Genomic DNA, 23,343 nt, shown 5'->3' with positions numbered 1-23,343 from the left:
AAAGCACACTGAGTCCAATAAACTATCGAACTCAGTGTGCTTTTCGTCTAAAAAATTATTGTTTTCTTCTTCTACCTAATACGAATAATACTCCGCCAACTAAGAATGAAATTCCCGCACCAACTGACATCATCCATGAATGTGCTGCCCCTGTTTTCGGTAATTCTTTTTCTACTTTTGCTTGCGGTTCTTTAATTAACTTTTCCAGTCTTACTTCCGGTTTCACTTCTGGTTTCTTCAGATCTTTCGGTTCCTCCGGTTTCACTTCTGGTTCCTTCGGCTCTTTCGGTTCCTCCGGTTTCACTTCTGGTTCCTTCGGCTCTTTCGGATCCTCTGGTTTCACTTCTGGTTCTTTTGGTTCTTTCGGATCCTCCGGTTTCACTTCTGGTTCTTTTGGTTCTTTCGGATCCTCCGGTTTCACTTCTGGTTCCTTCGGTTCTTTCGGCTCTTCCGGCTTCACTTCTGGTTCCTTCGGCTCTTCCGGCTTCACTTCTGGTTCCTTCGGTTCTTCCGGCTTCACTTCTGGTTCCTTCGGTTCTTTCGGCTCTTCCGGCTTCACTTCTGGTTCTTTCGGTTCTTTCGGATCTTCCGGCTTCACTTCTGGTTCTTTCGGTTCTTTCGGATCTTCCGGCTTCACTTCTGGTTCCTTCGGTTCTTTCGGATCTTCCGGTTTCACTTCTGGTTCCTTCGGTTCTTTCGGATCTTCTGGTTCCTTCGGCTCTTCTGGTATCTTAAGATCTTCTTTTGTTTTCGGTAAAATTGTAACTGTAGGCTCAAGTGGTGGATTTATTTTATCGTCCACTACCGCTCTATTTGTTATCCCTTTACTTGGTGCTGCTTTTACCTTCACTTTAAAAATAATACTACGTTCTTTCGTATCTGTAATTTCTAGATACTTTGCTATTACTTTTCCAAACTCCATTTTTAACTCTATTGGATTTGGTTCAGCCCCTTCAAATCTAATGCTATCTTGCACGTACTCTAAACCGGCTGGAATTTCATCTTCTACCTTTACCTCTGCTAGTTTGCCGTTTTCTACCGTATTTTTGAAACTAATTCGGTATTCTACTTCTTCTCCTAGCTTCGGTTCTTTATTATTTACTGTCTTCGTCGCTTTTAACTTACCATCTTTATATTCTGGCTTTATTGTCGCTGTCGGTTCCATAACTGGATGATCTGGATCATCTACATGAATGATCGCTTTATTTGTTATTTCCTCTCCAACTTTTACTGATTCTTTTACCTTTACTTTAAAGATGATACTTCTTTCTTTCGTATCCGTAATTTCTGGATACTTCACTGTTACTTTTCCATTCTCGACTTTAAGTTCTGTTGGCACAGGCTTATCACCTACGGCCTCCAGACTTTCTTTCACATACTCTAAACCAGACGGAATTTCATCTTCAATCTTTACATCAACTAACTTCCCGCCATCTACTGTGCCGTTAAAAGTAATTCGATATTCGATTTCTTCCCCTAGCTTTGGTTCATGGTTACTTACTTCTTTCCTTGCCTCTAGTTTCCCATCTTTATATTGAGGTGTAATTGGTATAAGTGACTCAACTGGTGGATTTGTCGGATTATTATCATCCACAACCGCCTTGTTTATAATTTCTTTTCCTACTTGTACCGTTTCTTGTACTTTCACTTTAAAGATGATACTTCTTTTTTTCGTATCCGTAATTTCTGGATACTTTGCTGTTACTTTTCCATTCTCAACTTTAAGTTCTACTGGATTTGGTTCCGGCCCATCAGACTTTATACTATCCTGTACGTATTCTAAACCAGCTGGAATTTCGTCCTCTACTTTCACCTCAGTTAGTTTGCCGTTTTCTACCGTATTTTCAAAACTAATTCGATATTCTACTTCTTCTCCTAACTTCGGTTCATGGTTACTCACTGTCTTTTCAGCTTGTAATACACCCTCTTTATGTTGAGGTTGTATCGCGACATTCGGTTTCTCTGGTGGATTTATAGTATCTTCCACAACCGCCGTATTCACAATCGCTTCGCCAATTTTAGCTTTTTCTTTCACTTTTGCTTTAAAGACGATACTTCTTTCTTTCGTATCCGTAATTTCTGGATATTCTGCGAGTACTATGCCGTTTTTCACTTTTACATGCAACGGTTTTGGATTATCCCCCTCAGCTCTTTCGCTACCTTCTACAAACTCTAAACTGTTTGGTAATTCATCCTTAATTTTCACCTTCGCTAATTTTCCGTGCTCAACTACGTTACGGAACGTAATTCGATACTCTACTTCTTCTCCTAATTTTGGAGCTGGGTTATTTACTGTTTTCTCAGCTTTTATTTTTCCATTCTTATACTCCGGTGTAATAATCGCTTCTGGTTTTTGCGGAGGATTCTTCGGATTATCATCATCCACAATTGCCGTATTCACGATTTTCTTCCCGACTTTTACTGCTTCTGTTACTTTTACCTTAAATATAATGCTACGCTCAGCTGTATCAGTAATATTTTCATACTTCGCTGTAATTTTTCCAGCTTCTTCTTTTAACTCTACCGGATTTGGTTCATTACCTTCTGCTTTTAAACTATCCTTCACATACTCTAATCCATTTGGTAATTGATCCTCAATTTTCACTTCTGCTAGTTTTCCGTTTTCTACCGTATTTTTAAAACTAATTCGGTACTCTACTTCTTCTCCTAGCTTTGGATCTTTTTTACTTACCTTTTTATCAGCTTTAAATTTACCATCTTTATGCTGCGGTGTAATATCTACTTCTGGTCGCTCTGGTGGATTTTTTGTATCATCAACAATTGCTTTATTTACAATTGCCTTGTCCACTTCAACAGAATCTTTCACCTTCACTTTAAAGATAATGCTTCTTTCTTTCATGTCAGTGATATTTTCATACTTCGCACTAACCTTACCAGCTTCTTCTTTCAACTCTACTGGGGCCGGCTTATCACCTTCTGCTTTTAGACTATCTTTCACATACTCTAAACCAAACGGAATTTCATCCTCAATTTTAACCTCTGCCAGTTTTCCATCTTTCACCGTATTATTAAATGAAATTCGATATTCGATTTCTTCACCTAGCTTCGGTTTATGATTATTCACCTTTTTATGAGCAGCAATTTTACCATCTTTATATTGTGGTGTAATTTTTGCTGTCGGATCAATTACTGGATGGTTCGGATCATCAACATGGATAATCGCTTTATTTGTAATGTCCTTCCCTATTGTAACCGAATCTTTTACCTTCACTTTAAAGACAATACTTCTTTCTTGCGTATCCATAATCTCTGAATACTTTGCCATTACCTTACCATTTTCTACTTTCAACTCCACTGGTTTTGGCTCTTCACCTTCAGCTTTTTCGCTTCCTTCTACAAACTCTAATCCAGCTGGAATTTTATCTTCTATTTTTACCTCTGCTAGTTTTCCATCTTTCACCGTGTTATTAAAAATAATTCGATATTCGATTTCCTCACCTAACTTCGGTTCATGGTTACTTACTTCTTTTCTTGCCTCAATTTTCCCATCTTTATATTGTGGTGTAATCGGTACATAAGGCTCTTCTGGCAGATTCTTTGTATCATCTACAATTGCCTCATTTACGATTTCTTCTCCCACTTTTACGCTTTCTTTTACCTTCGCTTTAAAGACAATGCTTCTTTCCTCTGTATCTGTAATTTCTGGATACTTTGCCATTACCTTATTATTTTTCACATGTAGCTCTACTGGTTTCGGTTTAGAACCTTCTGCCGTGATACTGCCTTCCACATACTCTAAACCATTTGGTAATACATCCTTTATATTTACCTCTGCTAGTTTTCCGTTTTCTACCGTGTTTTTAAAACTAATTCGGTATTCTACTTCTTCTCCTAGTTTCGGTTTATGATTATTCGCCACTTTCTGCGCAGCAATTTTACCATCTTTATATTGCGGAGTAATTTCCACATGAGGCTCTTCGGGCTCATTTTTTGTATCTACTACGATTGCTTTATTAACAATCTCCTTGCCTATTTCTGCCTCTTCTTTTACTCTCACTTTAAAGATAATACTTCTTTCTTTTGTATCTGTAATTTCTAGATACTTTGCCATTACCTTACCGTTTTCAAATTTCAATTCTACCGGACTAGGCTTAGATCCTTCTGCTTGTAAACTGTTTTCTACATACTCTAATCCAGCTGGAATTTCATCTTCTACTTTAACCTCTACTAGTTTTCCGTTTTCTACCGTATTTTTAAAACTAATTCGGTATTCTATTTCTTCTCCTAATTTCGGTTTTTTATTGTTTACAAATTTCTCTGCTTTAAGCTTACCGTCTTTATATTCTGGCATAATTGTTACTTCTGAAGTTGTTGGATCTTTTGTATCATCAACAACTACTTTATTGACAAGGCCTTCACCAACTTTAAATTCTTCTTTTACTTTCGCTTTAAAGACGATACTTCTTTCTTCTGTATCCGTAATCTCTGGATATTTGGCGATTACTTTTCCATCTTTCACTTTCAGTTCTACTGGATCCGGCTTAGTACCTTCCGCTCGTAAACTATCTTTCACATACTCTAATCCATTTGGTAAATTATCTTCTATTTTTACCTCTGCTAGCTTTCCGTTTTCTACCGTGTTTTTAAAACTAATTCGGTATTCTACTTCTTCTCCTAACTTCGGCGTTTCATTATTTACCGTCTTCTTCGCTTCCACTTTTCCGTCTTTATGCTGCGGAGTAATTTCTGCCGTCGGTGTTTCTGGTTCATTTTTCGTATCATCAACAATTGCTTTGTTAACGATTTTTTTACCGACTTTCACTTCTTCCTTTACTTTCACTTTAAAAGTGATACTTCTTTCTTCTGTGTCCGTAATCTCTGGATACTTCGCCATTACCTTACCATTTTCCATTTTCAATTCTACTGGATCCGGCTTAGTACCTTCTGCTTTCACACTGTTTTCTACATACTCTAAACCTTCTGGTAAAGTATCTTCTATTTTTACCTCTGCTAGTTTTCCGTCTTCTACCGTGTTTTTAAAACTAATTCGGTATTCTACTTCTTCTCCTAACTTCGGCGTTTCATTATTTACCGTCTTCTTCGCTTTCACTTTTCCGTCTTTATGTTGCGGAATAATTTCTGCTGTCGGTGTTTCTGGCGGATGTTTCGTATCGCTCACAATCGCTTCATTAACAATTGAATCGCTCACTTTACCTTTTACTTTCACTTTAAAGGTAATACTTCTCTCTTTTGTATCTGTAATCTCAGGATACTTTGCCATTACCTTACCGTTTTCAAATTTTAATTCCACTGGATCTGGCTTAGAACCTTCTACTTTTAAACTATCTTTCACATACTCTAATCCATTTGGTAAATCATCTTCTATTTTTACCTCTGTTAGCTTTCCATGTTCTACCGTATTTTTAAAGCTAATTCGGTATTCCACTTCTTCTCCTAACTTCGGCGTTTCATTATTTACTATCTTTTTTGCTTCAAGTTTTCCATCTTTATACTGAGGAGTAATTTCCGCTGTCGGATTAACTGGCTTATTTTGCGAATCATCAATAGTTGCTTTATTAATGATTTTTTTACCGACTTTTACTTCTTCTTTTACTTTCACTTTAAAAACGATACTTCTTTCTTCTGTATCCGTAATTTCTGGATATTTTGCCATTACTTTACCGTTTTCAAATTTCAGCTCTACTGAATCTATTCCGGCACCTTCTGCTTTCAAACTATTTTCTACATACTCTAAACCTTCTGGTAAAGTATCCTCTACTGTCACGTCTGTTAGCTTTCCGTTCTTTACCGTATTTTTCATACTAATTCGGTATTCTACTTCTTCTCCTAACTTCGGTGTTTCATTATTTACGATTTTCTTCGCTTTAATTTTTCCATCTTTGTGTAATGGTGTAATTTTCGCTTCTGGTTCTTTCGGATCTTTCATATCATCAACAATTGCCTTATTGATGATTTCCTTCCCCACTTCCGCTTCTTCCTTCACCTTTACCTTAAAGACAATACTTCTTTCTTTCATATCCGTAATATTGTCGTATTCAGCAATAACTTTTCCATCTTTCACACTTAACTTTAATGGAGCTGGTTTATCACCTTCAGCCTTTTCACTGCCTTTTACATACTCTAAACCGTTAGGAATTGTATCCTCTATTATTACCTTTTCTAGTTTTCCGTTTTCTACCGTGTTCTTAAAGCTAATTCGGTATTCTACTTCTTCTCCTAGTTTTGGTGATGGATTATCTACTGTCTTCTTCGAATCAATTATTCCATCCTTATGTTGCGGAGTAATTCTTTCCTCCGGTTCAATCGGTGGATTTTTCGTATCATCAACAATTGCTTTATTGACAATCTCTTTATCTACTTTTACTTCTTCCTTCACCTTTACTTTAAAGACGATACTTCTTTCTTTCATATCCATAATATCGATATACTTAGCTTTGACTATCCCATTTTCAACAGCTAATTCTACTGGTCCAGGTGCTTCTCCTTCGGCCTTGATGCTATTTTCTACATATTCAAGACCTTTTGGAATTGTATCTTCCACTCGCACCGTTTCTAGTTTTCCGTTCTCAACCGTATTATGAAAACTAATGCGGTACTCGATTTCTTCACCTAACTTCGGCTTCTTATTATTAACTACCTTTGTAGCAGCAATTTCACCTTTTTTACTTTGCGGTGTAATAACAACCTTCGATTCAACAGGCTCATTTTTCGGATCTTTTGCAATTGCTTTATTTACAATTGCCTCCCCTACCTTTGCCGAATCTTTTACTTTCACTTTAAAAACAATACTTCTTTTTTCTGTATCCATAATCTCTGGATACTTTGCCATTACTTTGCCATCTTCCACTTTTAGTTCTACTGGCTCTGGTTTTATACCTTCAGCTTTCAAACTATCTTTCACGTATTCAACACCTTTAGGTAGTGTATCTTCTACTAACACCGTTTCTAGTTTTCCGTTTTCTACCGTATTATAAAATGTAATTCGGTATTCCACTTCTTCTCCTAGTTTTGGTGTTTGATTCGTTACGTTTTTTTCTACATCCACTTTACCGTATTTATAATCCGGCGTAATCTTTTCTTCTGGATGCTCAGACTGTCCATTTGGCTCACTCACAACCGCTTTATTAACAATCGTTTCTCCCGCTTTTGCCTCTTCTTTTACTTTCACTTTAAAGGCGATGCTTCGCTCTTTTGTATCCGTAATTTCTGGATATTTTGCGATTACCTTACCATTCTCTACTTTTAACTCTACTGGATTTGGTTCAGTACCTTCAGCTCTCTCACTGCCTTGAACAAATTCTAAGTTAGCTGGAATTTCATCTTCTATTGTAATTGCATCTAGTTTTCCGTTTTCCACCGTATTTTTAAAGCTAATTTGATATTCAAATTCTTCTCCTAGCTTCGGCTTCTTATTTGTTGCTTTTTTCTTTGCATCAATTTTACCGGCCTTATGCTGTGGTGTAATCTTCTCTTCTAGATCCTTTGGTGGATTTGTTTTATCACTAACGGTTGCTTTGTTAACAATTTCTTCACCAATTTTTGCAGTTTCTTTTACTTTTGTTTTAAAGACGATACTTCTTTCTTCCATATCCATAATTTCTGGATACTTTGCAATTACTTTGCCATTTTCAAACTTCAGCTCTACTGGCTCTGGTTTTACACCTTCGGCTTTCAAACTATCTTTCACGTATTCAAGACTACTTGGTAATTCGTCTTCAATCGTCAATACATCTAGACGTCCATCTTTTATCTTATTTTTAAATGTAATACGATACTCTACCTCATCACCTAACCTCGGTGTTTTATTAGAAGCTATTTTTCTCGCCTCTATTTCCCCTGGAACTTCTTTTGGGGTAGTAACCGTAACATTTGCATCGTCCTCAGTTTCATACTTTATCTCGGCACTATCTTGTCCCTTTACAACAACGACATTTTTTACTGTTGTATCTGATTGTACAGAATCTTTCACTTTTACTTTGAATGTAATAACGGTACTTTCACCCGGCTTTAAAACACCACCGTTTTTAGCATCTGCACCCTCACCAACACGAAAATCAATTTGATTATTTACAAACTCTGCTTCATCATCGCTTGCATTATCTGTTTTATTTCCTTTATTACTTCCAGAAACATATTGAATAGACCCTGGAACATACTCTAAACGATCATCTAATTTATCAAAACCTTTTACATTTGATACCGGCGCTTGGTTATTTTTCGTATCATTTTTCACTTCAATTTGATACGTAAACTCTTCACCAGCTTTAACGTCCTTAATTTCTTTTCCAGCACTATCTAATGCCTTTTTATCAACTTGTAAGTTTGGAGCATTATGTTCTGTAACGAATGTAGCGTTATTTAATACGTAAATATCACCGCCACCACCATATGCTCTAAAACGCATTTTTGCTTCTTTTAAATCATTTTTCACTTGAGTGGGTCCTTCAAGGTGATACGTATGAATATCTGTACTGAAAGAATTTGTCCAATCTGGATTATATCCTGGGTATTTTTTCGTAACAAATTCGTTAGTACCCTCTACTTGTACTTCTGTCATAGATGAGTCATTAACATCATTATCTTTACCTTTAATATTTTTAAACTTTTGATACCCTAACCCAAAATCATACTCTCCATAATCATAGGCATATCCATCATTATCAGCTGGATCACCTTGCGATGAAAAATAACTAAATTTCGCCTTAAAAGCGCCTTCTTTTGGTGTGTTTATTTTATTAACACTAATATCTGTCCAGGCTGTACTTTTTTGAGAGACTAGCCCTTCCCAAATCTTCATGTCCTTTACTGTTTCTTTATAGTTTTCATAAACTAATATAAGATTCCAGTTACCCCAGTAATAGCCACTACCTTTTTCAAATTTAATTTGTGGCACATTTGCAACTGTCACCGTTTGAGAAATACCTTGCTGTGCAATTACATTTGTTACATCTGCATACGCTACGTACCCTGCACCACTGCCATAGTGATTTGCAATATACGGTAAATAATCCGCTTTTCGTATACTATCAGCACTTATTTCAGCGTATTGCTTATTTCCCATCTTCATTTTAACGGGTTCTCTTACATCTTCATCGCTAACTCTATAATCTGTCCTTGCATCACTTGGAGTCCCCATAGCTGCTGTCCAAAATAAATATGCCTTTTTCACTTTACTTCCAGCAGGAATGTTAGGAAATGCACCTGTTGATGAATTAAATGTAGTATCATCATTATCAACATCTACAGCTTTTTTATTGGTTTTTCCACCAACACTTTGCCTAGTATAATGATTATCTGTCAAACCAAGCGTCACATTACCAGTCTGTACTAAATTACCAGGAGCAATTGTAGAATACAACGGGTCTCCAAATCCTTGTTTATCTCCTGTTTGGATTTGAACCTTCGAAGCATTTTCTGATGCAGCTTGTACTTCTGCATCACTCTGCTTTACTGCTAAAGGTGATTGCTTTTTCTCTTTTTCTAGTTGCTTCTCAGCCTCAGGTTGTTTTATCTTCTCTATTTCTGTTTTTTGTGCAGATGTATTTTTATCTTCTACAGATACTTTTAATTTTCCATCCACTTCTTTAGTTTTTGAATCAGTTGTTGATCCGATAGCTTTCTTACTACTGTCAGCCTCATCATCGGTATTAGCTTCTAACTTCTCTTCAGAAGGAAGCCCTTCAACATCTACAGACATGTTTCCTATTTGTAGTTGATCCTTTTGCACACTAATTTTTTGCTTATACTCTTTATTAAAATGTTGCGCACGACGAGCTTTTATTAATACAGTCATTTTTTCATGTGATTTTAAATCTTGAATTTTAAGATTAGAAGAAAGAACCTTTCCTCCATTATCTTTTTCCTCTACATAGAAATCCGCTACCTTATTTTCAAGTAACTTCTCTCCGTTTACTTTCACAGATTGCGAAAGAAACTCAATTCCATTGTCATTATTTTGTTTAATTACTAATTCTCGGATTGGTGTATCTCCCGTATTTTCAATCTTATATTGAAATACGTGCTCCCTCTCCGCTACTTCTCCCTTATACATTTCAGCATTCACTTGATCTGCCTTAATTTTCACATCATTTCCTTGTAACTCATCCCAGCTTTTTTTATTTATCTCTGTAGCAAAAGCACTGGGCGAAGGCAATATGATGGATAGAAGAAGTGTGATCATTGTTACGACATTAAAACACTTCAATACTTGCTTCATATTTTCTACCTTTCTCCTTTCTATATACTTGCTATCCGTCTACTAAATTGCAGTAACCCTTTCATTTAGTAGACGAATACATAGCAATATATATCCACTCGCAACAATCCGACCTACGAAAATGTATCGTTGAAATCCCAATGTCAACAATATAAATCTCATAGAATATTACTATTTTAATTTATCAAAAATAGCATATATATCGGACACTTATACAAACCTTTACCATATTTTTAATATAGTAAAAACACCGTGCTGTATAGGTTTATATAACAGTTAAAGGATACTTAAAAATTTTAACATACTCCTCATCCTATTTATACATACAATAGAAAATTTACCATTTTTTAGTTATTTTTCAGTTTGTTTTTTATGATTAAAATTTTCTAAAAATAACAACCGTTACATGTAAAAATATGTTATATTAAAACAAGAACAAACGTTCTTTTTTTTAAAAGAAGGAGGAATTTTTTATGCTACACGAACCTATTATCGTAAAAAAAGAAGCTTTCCACGCAATCGGCGTTTCGGTTACGACGACTAATGAAAAAGAGGCATCTACTGAAGGAAACATTCCACAACTTTGGAACCGATACTTTCAAGAACAAATGATGCATCACATCCCAAATCAACAAACGAAAGAAACATTCGCTTTCTACTCAAACTACGAATCAGATGAAACTGGTACATATACATTTACAATCGGTATGCCAGTTTCTTCACTAAAAGACGTTCCTGAAAATATGACAACTTTAACAATACCTGCCGCTACATATGCGGTATTTACAACAAGAAAGGGACCAGTTGCCGAAGTCGTTTGTGAAGCTTGGGAATATATTTGGAAATGGTCGAAAGAAAATAAACGTGCCTTCACAACAGACTTTGAGCTTTACGATGAAAGAGCGTTAGATCCAAACAACGTTCAATTGGATATTTATATTGCGTTAGCCTAAAAAAAGATGCCCATTCGGCATCTTTTTTTGTCGTTAAATAGCTACTGGGCAAATTCATTATTATTGTCTACAATGAGAAAGTGCAGTATAGAAATATTAGAAACTGTATAAAACGATTGTTAATAAGTTTTTTAGTTTAAATTCGTCACATAGAAAGGAAGCAATATGGAGGAACTACAACAAAATAAAACTGCTTTAGAAGGAAGCGGAAAACCGTTATTAAAAAATACGAATTTCCTTTTTCTTTGGGCAGCTACTCTTTTTTCAAGCTTTGCTTTAGCCTTTTTTACTTTTTCACAAACGTGGTACATAGCAAAAACATTAAACCTTGAAGCTTCACTCGGTGTTGTTTTCGTAGCTCTTAGTGTTCCAAGGCTTATTTTTATGATTGTCGGCGGCGCTGTAGCTGATAAATTCCCGAAAAAAAACATTATGTTTTACTCCAATATCATTCGAGCGATTCTTGTCGCAACCATTCTCACATGGTTTATCGTTGGTGATGTAACACTATATACATTTGCTTTATTCGCTTTATTCTTTGGACTTGCTGATGCTTTCTTCTGGTCAGCAGATGGATCTATCTTACCGGAATTGGTAGAAAAAAGCCGGTTAACACAAGCAAATTCGCTTACACAAATGACGAACCAAGCATCGGTCATCTTAGGCCCTGTACTTGGTGGTATTCTCATTAAATTTACGAACTATGAGACAATCTTTTCCATTACGATTTTATTACTGATTGTCGCTGCCATACTCGTTCAAAAAATACAATTTACGATGCCAGAACAAAAAGATACAGATAAAGGTATGTTCACTTCCATTAAAGAAGGAATCTTATATGTAAAGGAATCGCCATTCCTTTCAACTTTCCTTATTTGTAGCGCTTTTTTAAACTTATTTTTAATCGGCCCGATGCAAGTTGGTTTCCCTCTTTTTGTTAAAAACGTTCTGCATGGTGATTCGCTCCAGTTTAGTTACTTAGAAGCATCTGTAGGCGGCGGAATGGCAATCGGTGCTATCATTGTAGGTTTAAAAAATATTAATCGTAGACGCGGTCTATTTTGTATTATCATGATGCTATTGTCTGGTGTATTCTTCTTAGCCATCAACTTTAGCACCGTACTTTGGCAAGCACTATTAGCCGGCATGTTTTATGGTATTACAATCGCAATGGCGATTGTACCGCTTATGGCAATGATTCAATCGACAGTAAAAGAAGAAATGATGGGACGCGTAATGAGTTTACTTATGCTATCATCAATGGGCTTTATCCCGCTCTCTTATGCATTCACATCACTTGCACTTGCAATGGGAATTCCAATCGTAACCGTTATGAAAAGTGGTGCAATAGCTGTTATCGTCTTCGTACTATTTGTAGCGATTCGTATTCCAGTTGTAAGGAAGTTCGATTAGCCACTTAGAGTCATGTATTATACGCATGACTCTTTTTTGAATGGATCAAATAGTGATATTCCCTTACTTCTCCTTAATGCTGCTCCCCATTCTAATCCAACCTCTAAAAATAAATCTCGCACTGTACTGTATAAAAGTGCCCCAATGTCTTTACGAATTTCCCCATATTTATATGCTCTTACAACACTTTTCACGCGCCAAATTAAATTTCCATACACTTCTTCGTCAGCTAATATTTGCTCTAGTAAAACACCTTGTTCTAGTAACCCACTCTTTTTATACGCAAGCTCGACCTTACTCCAAAATATATTAATTTTCTTCGGATTACTCGTCATCGGCACCAGTGCGTATATAAAAGGCTTCGGTATATCATGACGGCAATACGTCTCATCAAGCTCATACGTTCCTTTTCTTTTCTCTTTTATTTGTGAAATGTTTTTAGAAAGAATTGTTTTCCCAGCAATTTTTTGCTCATTTTTACTCCAGCCAGTTGCATTATCCTCAGTTTTACAAGCGGACATTTTCATACGGTCATCCATGCGGTCAATCGCAGATGTAAGAAATACATATAAGTTCGCACTATACCCGCCGCGTTTATGCCTTTCTTTTGTTGCAACACGCTTTATAATTCCTAGTTCCTCTAACTTTGCAATTGAACGGCGTACTGTACGAATACTCTTTCCAACATTCGTCGCAATCGTCCCCATTAATGGACAAGCGACTCCTACTGTTTTTTGTTTCTCATTCACCGCATATTTTCCTAAAAAATGAATAATGATAGAATCAGTTTTATTCAATTGAAATCGGTAGCACTTCAAAACTTGTTTTTGATATGTATTAAACTCTTCTTTACTTCGAAATTCACTATATGGTTTCATTAAATTATATAAGCTTCCCATTTATATCACCTCATTTATAAGTAAGAGGCAGGAAGCGAAATTGGCGTGATAGTTAATATTTTTTAATGGAGATGAAAATATGATCGTAATTAGCGCTTGTTTAGGTGGGATTGCTTGCCGTTATGACGGGAATGACAATCTTGTTTCAAAAATAGAGGAGCTTCTGCAAAAAGAAGATACAGTCCTCATTTGCCCTGAAGTATTAGGAGGACTACCAACACCTCGTCCTTCCGCTGAAATTATTGGCGGGAATGGCGACGACGTTTTAGACGGAAAAGCGAAAGTGATAACAAAAAATGGTGAAGATGTCACAGCAGCTTTCGTAAATGGTGCTTATAAAGCATTAGAACAAATTAAAGATTTACACCCAGAATATATTATTTTAAAAGAACGCAGCCCATCTTGTGGTAGTTCTACGATTTACACTGGAGAATTTAACGGTAATAAGCAAACTGGTTTCGGAGTGACAACTGCTTTATTTAAAAGACACGGATTTAAAGTCATTTCAGAAGAAGAATTTGAAAACAAAAAAAGGAATTGACCCTGTTCGTCAATTCCTTTTTATCTGTCTTATTTCACACTTAGTTTTTCTTTCACTTTCGCTGGAAGCTCGTCTTTTTTCACTTCTTCCCAAGCTGTTACACCTTTTTTATCTGAGTGGTATACGCGTAGGAATGCTTCTTTACGAAGATTTTTTTGAGCTATGAATTCTAATTCTTTCTCTTTACCGTCTTTATCAAAGCCAGTCAGTTTATATTCATAATCTTTAAATTTCTGCCCATTACTATCTTTACTATCAAATTCTTTTCCATCTACTGTAATTTGAACATAATACTCATCTTTACCCATACGGTTTAAATCACAACCAACTAACAAACTTGCAAATACAACTAAAATACTAAATAGTGCAATGTATCTTTTCATTTCCTTCACCTCATATGTTTTTTCTTATATTCTTATCTTAAAGCCCGGAGCTTAAAGAAGAAATTCAAAAACATGACATGAACATTACACTTTTGTAAGATAATAATTATTTCTTCACTTTAGAAATTGTCATTCCATTAAGCTTCTGTATAACGTTTTTGTTTCTCACGCTCATCAGCTACACTACCGCCAATAACGTCTTTCACGCCAATTTCGCCACTTATCACGTAATTTCCTTATACCGTTTATTACGCCTTCTATTATGCCCTCAATTATAATCTCTATTACAAGATATCTCACTAAACTAATAATAGGTTTAATTACGTATCTCCCTATAAATTCAAGAATATCCTCCATCATATTTTCCTCCTTCTTTTAAAAGGAAGCTGCTACTCCTCCGCGTCCTTTTACGTCCAGTTACAATTGCTGCCCTACTGCGGTATATATCAACAAAGATAATACGACAACAACATCCACGATAACGCTATTGAATTTGGAAGAAACTTCGGTAAATACTAATACTGTAGTTAACATGGCTAAGAGAATTATTTTTTCACCTATATTCGGAGATGCTCCCAAAAACTTTATAAAATCAAAGACAACTTTACTACAATTCTTCCTGTAACTAATTTATTATCGTGGTAAACCGTCTTCCACTACATCCGTAACAGTTCCATTCGGTTCAAAGATTACACGTAATGATCCTTCTCCACCATAACCAGTATAGTCATATACTGAATATGATTTATATTTCTCAATTACATGTGGCTGTCCAATTGCAGCTTTTACCTGATTCGCGGCCATACCTTTTTTGATTTTCAAATAATGATTGTAACTTACTGCTGCCGAATTGTTATTTATATCTTTATACCACGGTACACGATCGTTTTTTTCTTCATATTCCTTTACAGGCTCTTCACTACGTTTCGTAAATACCTGATTCTCTTTATCTGTATCTTTATCTTCATCCTTTATAGCAGTACGTTCAATATTTACAACATAACCATATGTATTTAATTCAACCATAATTTCATATGTACCATCCGTATCTTTTTCAGTATAAAATACGCGTTTTTCATGGTTATTATAATGTTTTATGTTCTCACCACCATAGTCAATCGTATTAAGAATATCCGTATACGTCATACCTTCCTCAATCTTTTGAGATTCATCATGAGAAATATAACGCTTTTGTGATGATGGTGCATCCTCATTTTTAATACTTTCACGTTTGCTCGTAGTCATAGGTGTTTTCTTCTGATCTTTTAGTACTTCACCTTCCGCCTTCGCTGGTTGCTTTGCTCCTGCTTTTGTTAATACGTCTGTATCGCTAGAACAAGCTCCCAAAATCGATACTGTAGTCAACGCCATCCCTACTATAAGTACCCTCTTAAATGACTTCACTCTAATCCCCCCGGTGTTTTTTTATATCTAGTAATCAACGTATTTTAATTAATACGGAACTATTCAGTTCTATACAATTTGCTATAACCTTCTCCCTCATGCCCCTTTTTTGTATAAAGTGAAACTTTAATCAGCCCTCGCCAATCATCTTCGTTACAAATATTAACATTAAATATAATTAATAAATAGTATATTTTTGCTAATCATTTACATTTTTTCTACATAATCTTATCTTAAAATGAACAATATGAATCTCGAATTCACAGCATTAATCATATATACCATATATAATAACATTTAAATTAAAATCTAAAGTAACTTTACATGCATTTTCTGTTTTAACGCAAAAAGAAAAGGCCTTTCTAACGATTTTATTCCATCGCTAAAAAGGCCTTTTCTATTTTGGCTAAAAACTTAGCACTCTTCTGGCTTACCAGCATTCGATGCTGTACGGAAAGATGATCCACATCCGCATGATGCGATTGCGTTTGGATTGTCGATTGTGAATCCGCCGCCAAGCATAGATTGTTTATAGTCAATTTTTACTCCTTTAACAATTGGAGCACTTTCTGTATCGATAACAAATTCAACACCGAAAAACTCAAGAACTGTGTCGTCTTCTTTTGGTTCTACTTCAAATCCTAAGCCGTAAGAAAGACCGCTACATCCGCCGCCGTGTACAGCAAGGCGCACATACTTCTCTCCATCTTCAGCATCTTTTAACATATCTTTAATTTGAAAAGCTGCTTGTTCTGTTACTTCAATCATGAAATACACCTTCCTTTCTGTTCTTAGTCCATTATACATCTTTACGCTTCTATCTTGTACTCATACACTCCGCGGCAAATTACTTCCGCAGGTCCTTTCATCAACACGTTTCCTTCTTCAGTCCACGCAATCATTAAATCGCCGCCAGCTAAATGGACTGTAATTTCCTTACCACGTTCCATCTTTCCATTTAAAATAGCAGCTACAACTGCAGCGCACGCTCCTGTTCCGCAAGCTTGCGTTACACCAGATCCACGTTCCCAAACGCGGAAGTTCATCTCGTCATTATTCAAAATTTCGATAAACTCAACATTTACTCGCTCTGGGAACATTTCATGTGTCTCGAGAACTGGTCCAAGTGTTGTAAGAGGTGCTTTTTCTACATCATCAACAAAAATAACCGCATGCGGATTTCCCATTGAAACAGCTGTAAATGCATAACGATGATTATTGTATAAGAAGTTTTCACGAATAAATGGTGTTTCACCTTCACCAAGCATCGGTATTTCTGCACGTGTTAGACGAGGTGCTCCCATATCGATTTTTGCTAATGTCACGACACCATCTTCTACTGTTACTTCAGCCGTTACAATACCAGCTAACGTTTCAATTGTGAAAACTGTTTCTTCTACTAGTTTATGCTCATACGCATATTTCGCTACGCAGCGTAAACCGTTACCACAGCTCTTTCCTTCAGAACCATCATTATTAAACATACGCATCTTCACCGGAGCTACGTCTGAAGGGCAAATTAAAATCATCCCGTCTGCTCCAATACCAGTATTAATATTTGAAACCTTTTCGGCCACAAGGGCTAAATCTTCTTCAGGAATTTGCTCTTCAAACATATTTACATATATATAACTATTGCCAAGACCATGCATTTTTGTAAAAGAAAATTGGCTCATTTATATTCACTCCAAAATAATTTGTTATGTTAAGTATAAAATGCATGCTTTTAGAACACAATATGAATGTCCCCCGTTTCTCATATTTGACAACGTTTGGCGATGAGCCACTCTTACACAATTTGTGTAAGAAAAAAGCCCTTCTAAAAAGGGCCTTTTTTTATTTATCCTACTATTTTCGATTGGGGAAGACTAATACTCATTATTAGTCTTCCCCACGAAATAAAGTTTTATCTAATGAAAAAGGTGCTGCTAATTCGCAACACCTTAAAACATTGGATTTTCATCCAAATACTCATATACATTATTAACAAGCTCTTCTACTGTTGCACCTTGTACAACTTCACCATTTACAAGTGCAAATGGTCCTTCAAAACAAATGCCACAATATCCTAAACAACCATACTCCATTACATCTAAATTCGGATCTTTTTCTAATTTTTCTAGAGCTGCTTGTGAACCACTTGCAAGGTTACCTACACAAAATTCAATTAATGGTTTAATCAAAATTCTCCCCCCTGTACTACAAAACAAATTACCTTTTCACTTTATCTATAAGAAGAAAACTAAGCTGTTTCTTGTTGTTTTCGTTACACAGTCTAAACTATTTAGTTACTTCATTACTTCACTTCAAAGTAGATGATTTCTTCTATATAACATGCTACTTACAATGAAAGAGTAACTTAAAAAGAAAAACAGTTTACTTTTCTTCTTATTGTACAACAGAGTATTCATTCATGCATTGTTATTTGTTCACAAATTCGATATAATTTGATTGAGTAAAGTCAAAATATTTTATTAATATAAAATTTTATGATTAGGGGATATTTCAACAGAAAAGGGGTAATCCATCATGAAACACCTCGTAATACTAGGTGGCGGCTACGGTGGAATGAGAATTCTGCAAAGGCTACTTCCAAGCAACCAACTTCCAGATGATGTACAAGTGACATTAATCGACAAAGTACCATATCATTGCTTCAAAACTGAATATTATGCATTAGTTGCGGGTACTATTTCAGAAACGCATATTCGTATACCGTTTCCTGAACACCCACGCCTCAATATTCAATACGGCACAGTAACAAATATTGACCTCGAAGAAAAAGCTGTTCATCTTGATGGCGGCGAAGCGATCCAATATGATGATTTAATTATCGGACTTGGCTGTGAAGATAAATATCATAACGTTCCTGGAGCTAGAGAATATACACATAGTCTACAATCAATTGAACAAACACGTAAGACATATGAACAATTAAATAGTCTAGAACCAAATGCAACAGTAGCTGTCGTTGGTGCTGGCTTAAGTGGTGTTGAAGTAGCAAGTGAACTTCGTGAAAGCCGTTCTGATTTAAAAATCTATTTATTTGATCGAAAAGATAGAATTTTATTCCCATATCCAGAGAAATTAAGTAGATACGTAGAAGAATGGTTTGTAAAGCATAAAGTTAACATCATACGAAACTCTAACATTACAAAAGTAGAACCAAATATTGTGTACAACCACGATGAACCACTTGAATGTGATGCAATCGTCTGGACAGCTGGTATTCAAGCAAATGAAGTTGTTCGAAACCTTCCAGTTGAACAAGATGGTAGCGGACGGGTTGTCTTAACTAAATATCATAATATTCCAAATAACGATCATGTTTACGTTGTAGGAGATTGCGCAGCACTTCCACATGCACCATCTGCCCAACTTGCTGAAGGTCAAGGAGAACAAATTGTCCAAATATTATTAAAACGTTGGAATAATGAATCACTCCCGGATGAACTACCTGTAATTAAATTAAAAGGTGTTCTCGGTTCTCTTGGTAAGAAGCACGGTTTTGGTTTACTAGCAAACCAACCATTAATGGGACGTGTACCGAGATTATTAAAATCTGGTCTTCTTTGGATGTACAAATATCATAAAGGTTAATACCTTACAGGCTGTCTACTATGTAGGCAGCCTCTTTGCATCAGTTTTTAAAAATTATCAGACACATCTTTCTCAATATTTATAATGATTTATTTTTCATTTTTATATTAAAAAATATTGATAAACATTGTATGCTATTTGTAAGTTGTTTTATTACTTCCTTTAAGACCGAGTTCATTCGGTCTTATTTTTCATGTGATAAATACTTTTGTAGGAGGCATTACATTCCACTTATGAACTTATCGAAACTAAACAATCGAATAGAAGCGAAAAAGAAAGAGCTAATCTATCTCGTTGAACGATACGGATTCACTCATGATAAAGTGATTTCTTTCAGCCAAGAATTAGATTGTTTACTTAACTTATTAATAAAACTCAAGACGAAGAAAAAACGTTGTTCGTTATAACCATTTTCCCCTCTTTTTTTGATACGATATAACTAGAATCAGAAAGGAGCGATTTATGTTTATATTAAAAGACGTTATATATAAAGATATACTACACATTCCTTATTTACAGATTCGAAAAGAAAAGATTACTTGTATTATCGGTGAAAGCGGAAGCGGAAAAAGCACGTTGCTTCGCATGTTAAACGATTTACAATCCCCAACATCCGGTACAATTGAATATAACGGAAAATTAATTTCTGATTATCACCCTATTCAATTACGTCGTGACGTAGTTATGCTTGGGCAAACTCCACCTATTTTTGATGGAGCCGTTAAAGACAACCTATTAATGGGACTTCGTCTTTCTGAAAAACCATTTCCAAATGATGATGCCCTGCGGAGTGCATTACAAACCGTTAGCTTAGACAAGCAATTAGAAGATAGCACCTCCTCATTATCCGGCGGTGAAAAACAAAGACTTGCCTTTGCACGTATCGTACTTATGGATCCGCCTGTCTATTTATTAGATGAACCAACTTCAGCATTAGACAGTGATACAGAACGCCGCGTTATGAAACAATTTACTGATCTAGCACGAAAAAAGAAAAAAACAGTTATCTTCATCACACACTCACAACAACTTCCAGAAGAAATTGCAGACGATATTATTGAAATTAGCAAAACAAAGGGTGCAACTAGAAAGGAAGTGCTCTCAGTTGAAGGGCGTTATTGAACTCCAAATTTGGCAACTTGCAGCTGCCTATATTTTCATTCTTATTTTAATTGGACTTGTAAAATTAAAAGGAATACCTCGCGAAAAACAAATCGCGCTCGCAACATTCCGTATGACCATTCAGCTCGTACTTGTTGCATATGTCCTTACATACGTATTTGAAAACAGTAATCCATTTTATACAATCGCTCTCATCACTTCTATTACTACCTTTGCAATTTTTAATATTTATAAACGGGTTAACATCCCAATGTCTAAAGAATTAAAACGAGTAGCCGCCCTTTCCATGGTCGCCGGATCAATTGGGCCACTTCTACTATTTATCTTTGTTATTATCGGTCATGACCCTTGGTATGCTCCGCAATATATCGTCCCTATTACAGGAATGTTAGTTGGGAATGCCATGACTGGTGTTTCTCTTGGTGCAAATACGTTCTTAAACAATATGAAATCGCAAAGAGGTCAAATTGAAGGTGCACTTATGCTCGGAGCAACACCGAAAGAAGCTGCTGCTCCGCTCATTCGAGACGCTTTTGACTCTGCTATTTTACCAACAATTAATTCTATGGTCGGAATGGGAATTATAAGCTTACCAGGCATGATGACTGGCCAAATATTATCCGGTGTATCACCATTCACAGCCATTCAATATCAAATCGCCATCATACTCGGTATTTCTGGAAGTACTGCCTTTGCTGTCATTATCTTTTTACAGCTTGGATATAAAACGTTCTTTAATAAGCGATGTCAATTGAAAGAGGTTGACTATGATGCGAGGTAAATCGTGCGTAGTTCTCGGTGAGTGAAATTATATTAACGATTTTTTCAATATATCTATCATAACTTGCAATATATCAACGATTTTTCAAATATATCTATCATAACTCAGAATATATCAACGATTTTGTACGAAATATCGATTTACCGACAAAAAGTGACATAATAAAAAGAGGAGGCTATTCGCCTCCTCTTCTATTTACTTACGCCTTCTTAACGAACTGTGATTTTAACTTCATAGCTCCGAAACCGTCGATTTTGCAATCGATATCGTGATCGCCATCAACTAGACGGATACTCTTTACTTTCGTACCGATCTTCACAACTGAAGAAGTTCCTTTTACTTTTAAATCTTTAATAACAGTAACAGCATCGCCATCTTGAAGAACGTTTCCGTTCGCATCTTTTACAACTTTTGCACCATCATTATTTTCAGCTTCTGCTTCTTGGCCCCACTCATGAGCACATTCTGGACATACGAAAAGAACGCCATCCTCATACGTATATTCTGAATTACATTTTGGACAATTTGGTAAAGTAGCCATAAATCCATTTCCTCCGTTCATTATTTATACGTAAAAATCAAAAATGATGTTTACATCTCGATAAATAAAATTTGTATAGCATTTCTTTATAGTGCCATAGTCTCACGTTATTGACAACCCTACCTCAAATTCTCATTTTTTATTGTATTTTACAAAATTTCAATTTGTATGCCGTTTTTCTATTTGCTCTTCTACTAATTTTAAAAATCTTCGTTGTGCATTTTTATTTTTTACGAGCAATCGAACTCTTAGCTTACTTTGTAAATATGAGCGAACTTTGTAGTTCGTAATAAATAACTTTCAATACTTCTCGTCTTCATATATCATTAGAAACCATTCATACTGCTGCAAGTAACGTATGTTAACATCAATCTTTTTCGTGTGTAAACCCGTACTTAAACTAATAGATCCTATTAGAGCTTCTATTCATGCTGAAATCATTTCTCTCCCCCTGATAAACAAAAGAAGAACCTTCGCAAGATTCTTCTTTTCAAAATGAACGAGTTCCCTCTAGAACCCCCAATTATTTTCTTCAATGTAAATTTGATATTCTTCTAATTCTTCTTCACTTAACTTCTTATTATTTTCATATATCTCTTGCCACTCGAAATAATCTTCATCGAAATAAACAGCAAATTTAATTTTCACGTTTTTCTTCTCTGTATAATCATAACCAGTAAACTCTACTACGTCATAATCTTTTTCTTTCTTCACAAACTTCCAAGTTGGATTATCAGTCATAATCTCTAACGTAACCCCTTCACCACTTGAACGAACAACGTTTTTAATATTCGGTTCAGTTGGTAAAAAGGACAGCCCGAACGCAGCTAACCCAAACACAATCCCGACTATAACTTGTAAACCAATCATACCAGCAATACTCACGCCACCCTTTGATTGTAAGAAATACGCCTTCTCATGATCAGACGCATCTTCTCCCTTACGAAAAACACGAACAGCATGCTTGTAATATAAACGGTTTCCTTGCCATCCAGTAAATATCATCATTCCTAATTGAAGAGCTAAATTAAATGTTACATAAATCCCATCTGGAATATCTATAAAAGGGGGTATAACTATACTAGGTATAGCCAATAACGCAAATATAATAAATAACTTATACATTTTTCGATAAGCTAACCAAAAAGTTGGGAAGAAAAAGGCTACCCAATTCCATGTATTCCCTTGCGCTGGATTTTCTACTTTACCCCACTTAAAGTCATAATAAGCTGTATTCTTTTGAACAACTTTATGTAATTCTTGTGGAGAAATCGTTTCTTGTAAAACAGTGTCCTTCACGTACATCATCCTTTTCTTATTTCTATATACATTTATTGTATATGCACAAAATGAAGGAATCTAACAAAAAGTACACATATTTCATAAAAATGAACGGAAATCGAATATATTCCGACAATTATCCGTTTCTTATTTCATTTTACTTTTAAATATATTAAAATAATCATGTATCATATCTTTAATACACTAAGTTAAGCATTTTACATATT

Annotated in this window: 16 protein-coding genes and 2 pseudogenes; 7 read left to right on the top strand and 11 right to left on the bottom strand. The window is 35.6% G+C overall.

Annotation, left to right across the window (positions count from 1 at the left end):
• Window positions 1-55: 55 nt before the first annotated feature.
• Window positions 56-10,198: an isopeptide-forming domain-containing fimbrial protein gene (locus AU379_RS20200; protein WP_061139663.1), complete on the bottom strand. Its 10,143-nt coding sequence runs from the start codon at window positions 10,196-10,198 to the stop codon at window positions 56-58.
• A 473-nt stretch (window positions 10,199-10,671) separates the two neighbouring features.
• On the opposite strand from AU379_RS20200, the gene AU379_RS20195 reads away from it, so the two are divergent.
• Both AU379_RS20195 and AU379_RS20190 read left to right on the top strand, forming a co-directional pair.
• Complete coding sequence (locus AU379_RS20195; RefSeq protein WP_044797484.1) at window positions 10,672-11,151, top strand: GyrI-like domain-containing protein; 480 nt, start codon at window positions 10,672-10,674, stop codon at window positions 11,149-11,151.
• 165 nt (window positions 11,152-11,316) lie between these two features.
• Window positions 11,317-12,564 carry an MFS transporter gene (locus tag AU379_RS20190; RefSeq protein ID WP_000391941.1) on the top strand — a complete coding sequence of 416 codons (1,248 nt, stop codon included), beginning with the start codon at window positions 11,317-11,319 and terminating at the stop codon, window positions 12,562-12,564.
• A gap of 17 nt (window positions 12,565-12,581) precedes the next feature.
• On the opposite strand, the gene AU379_RS20185 is transcribed toward AU379_RS20190, so the two are convergent.
• Entirely contained in the window at window positions 12,582-13,463 is an 882-nt protein-coding gene (locus AU379_RS20185) for a helix-turn-helix domain-containing protein (RefSeq protein WP_061139662.1), read from the bottom strand.
• A 79-nt stretch (window positions 13,464-13,542) separates the two neighbouring features.
• Between AU379_RS20185 and AU379_RS20180 the strand changes: the two genes are divergently transcribed.
• Window positions 13,543-14,004 carry a DUF523 domain-containing protein gene (locus AU379_RS20180; protein WP_000635484.1) on the top strand — a complete coding sequence of 154 codons (462 nt, stop codon included), beginning with the start codon at window positions 13,543-13,545 and terminating at the stop codon, window positions 14,002-14,004.
• Window positions 14,005-14,033: 29 nt separating this feature from the next.
• Here the strand turns inward: AU379_RS20180 and AU379_RS20175 are convergent, their stop codons facing one another.
• From AU379_RS20175 to AU379_RS20155, 6 genes and pseudogenes are all read right to left on the bottom strand, one after another.
• Window positions 14,034-14,387: a YxeA family protein gene (locus AU379_RS20175; RefSeq protein ID WP_000833146.1), complete on the bottom strand. Its 354-nt coding sequence runs from the start codon at window positions 14,385-14,387 to the stop codon at window positions 14,034-14,036.
• Window positions 14,388-14,530: 143 nt separating this feature from the next.
• Window positions 14,531-14,599, bottom strand: a pseudogene (locus tag AU379_RS31010) (methyltransferase); the annotation flags it as partial.
• Window positions 14,600-15,020: 421 nt separating this feature from the next.
• A complete protein-coding gene (locus AU379_RS20170) occupies window positions 15,021-15,791 on the bottom strand; it encodes a hypothetical protein (RefSeq protein WP_000834602.1) in 771 nt (256 codons plus the stop codon).
• A 414-nt stretch (window positions 15,792-16,205) separates the two neighbouring features.
• The gene (locus AU379_RS20165) at window positions 16,206-16,559 is read right to left on the bottom strand and encodes an iron-sulfur cluster assembly accessory protein (RefSeq protein WP_000573825.1); all 354 of its coding nucleotides are present in this window, start codon (window positions 16,557-16,559) and stop codon (window positions 16,206-16,208) included.
• A 41-nt stretch (window positions 16,560-16,600) separates the two neighbouring features.
• Entirely contained in the window at window positions 16,601-17,467 is an 867-nt protein-coding gene (dapF, locus tag AU379_RS20160; protein ID WP_000077397.1) for a diaminopimelate epimerase, read from the bottom strand.
• Between the two features lie 267 nt (window positions 17,468-17,734).
• A complete protein-coding gene (locus AU379_RS20155; protein WP_000595026.1) occupies window positions 17,735-17,974 on the bottom strand; it encodes a YuzB family protein in 240 nt (79 codons plus the stop codon).
• Window positions 17,975-18,320: 346 nt separating this feature from the next.
• Here AU379_RS20155 and AU379_RS20150 point away from each other — a divergent pair, with 346 nt between their 5' ends.
• From AU379_RS20150 to fetB, 4 genes are all read left to right on the top strand, one after another.
• Window positions 18,321-19,391: an NAD(P)/FAD-dependent oxidoreductase gene (locus AU379_RS20150; protein WP_000682078.1), complete on the top strand. Its 1,071-nt coding sequence runs from the start codon at window positions 18,321-18,323 to the stop codon at window positions 19,389-19,391.
• A 233-nt stretch (window positions 19,392-19,624) separates the two neighbouring features.
• Entirely contained in the window at window positions 19,625-19,798 is a 174-nt protein-coding gene (locus tag AU379_RS30340) for an aspartyl-phosphate phosphatase Spo0E family protein (RefSeq protein ID WP_001054087.1), read from the top strand.
• 55 nt (window positions 19,799-19,853) lie between these two features.
• Window positions 19,854-20,513 (top strand): ABC transporter ATP-binding protein, encoded by a 660-nt coding sequence (locus tag AU379_RS20140; RefSeq protein ID WP_000470268.1) that lies wholly within the window; start codon window positions 19,854-19,856, stop codon window positions 20,511-20,513.
• Window positions 20,497-21,294, top strand: coding sequence for an iron export ABC transporter permease subunit FetB (fetB, locus tag AU379_RS20135; RefSeq protein ID WP_000679260.1), 798 nt, complete (start codon window positions 20,497-20,499; stop codon window positions 21,292-21,294). The genes AU379_RS20140 and fetB overlap by 17 nt, the downstream gene beginning before the upstream one ends.
• Before the next feature lie 199 nt (window positions 21,295-21,493).
• On the opposite strand, the gene phnA is transcribed toward fetB, so the two are convergent.
• From phnA to AU379_RS20125, 3 genes and pseudogenes are all read right to left on the bottom strand, one after another.
• On the bottom strand, window positions 21,494-21,835 hold the full coding sequence (phnA, locus tag AU379_RS20130) for an alkylphosphonate utilization operon protein PhnA (protein WP_000212737.1): 342 nt from the start codon (window positions 21,833-21,835) through the stop codon (window positions 21,494-21,496).
• Between the two features lie 159 nt (window positions 21,836-21,994).
• A pseudogene (locus AU379_RS31005) lies at window positions 21,995-22,261 on the bottom strand (hypothetical protein).
• An 84-nt stretch (window positions 22,262-22,345) separates the two neighbouring features.
• Complete coding sequence (locus AU379_RS20125) at window positions 22,346-23,143, bottom strand: DUF2628 domain-containing protein (protein ID WP_113710572.1); 798 nt, start codon at window positions 23,141-23,143, stop codon at window positions 22,346-22,348.
• Between the last annotated feature and the right edge of the window lie 200 nt (window positions 23,144-23,343).

The organism is Bacillus sp. JH7, assembly GCF_001563515.1.
In the GTDB taxonomy this organism is placed as follows: domain Bacteria; phylum Bacillota; class Bacilli; order Bacillales; family Bacillaceae_G; genus Bacillus_A; species Bacillus_A cereus.
Note: the sequence above shows the minus strand (reverse complement) of the source record. Positions and strands in the feature narration are given on the sequence as shown.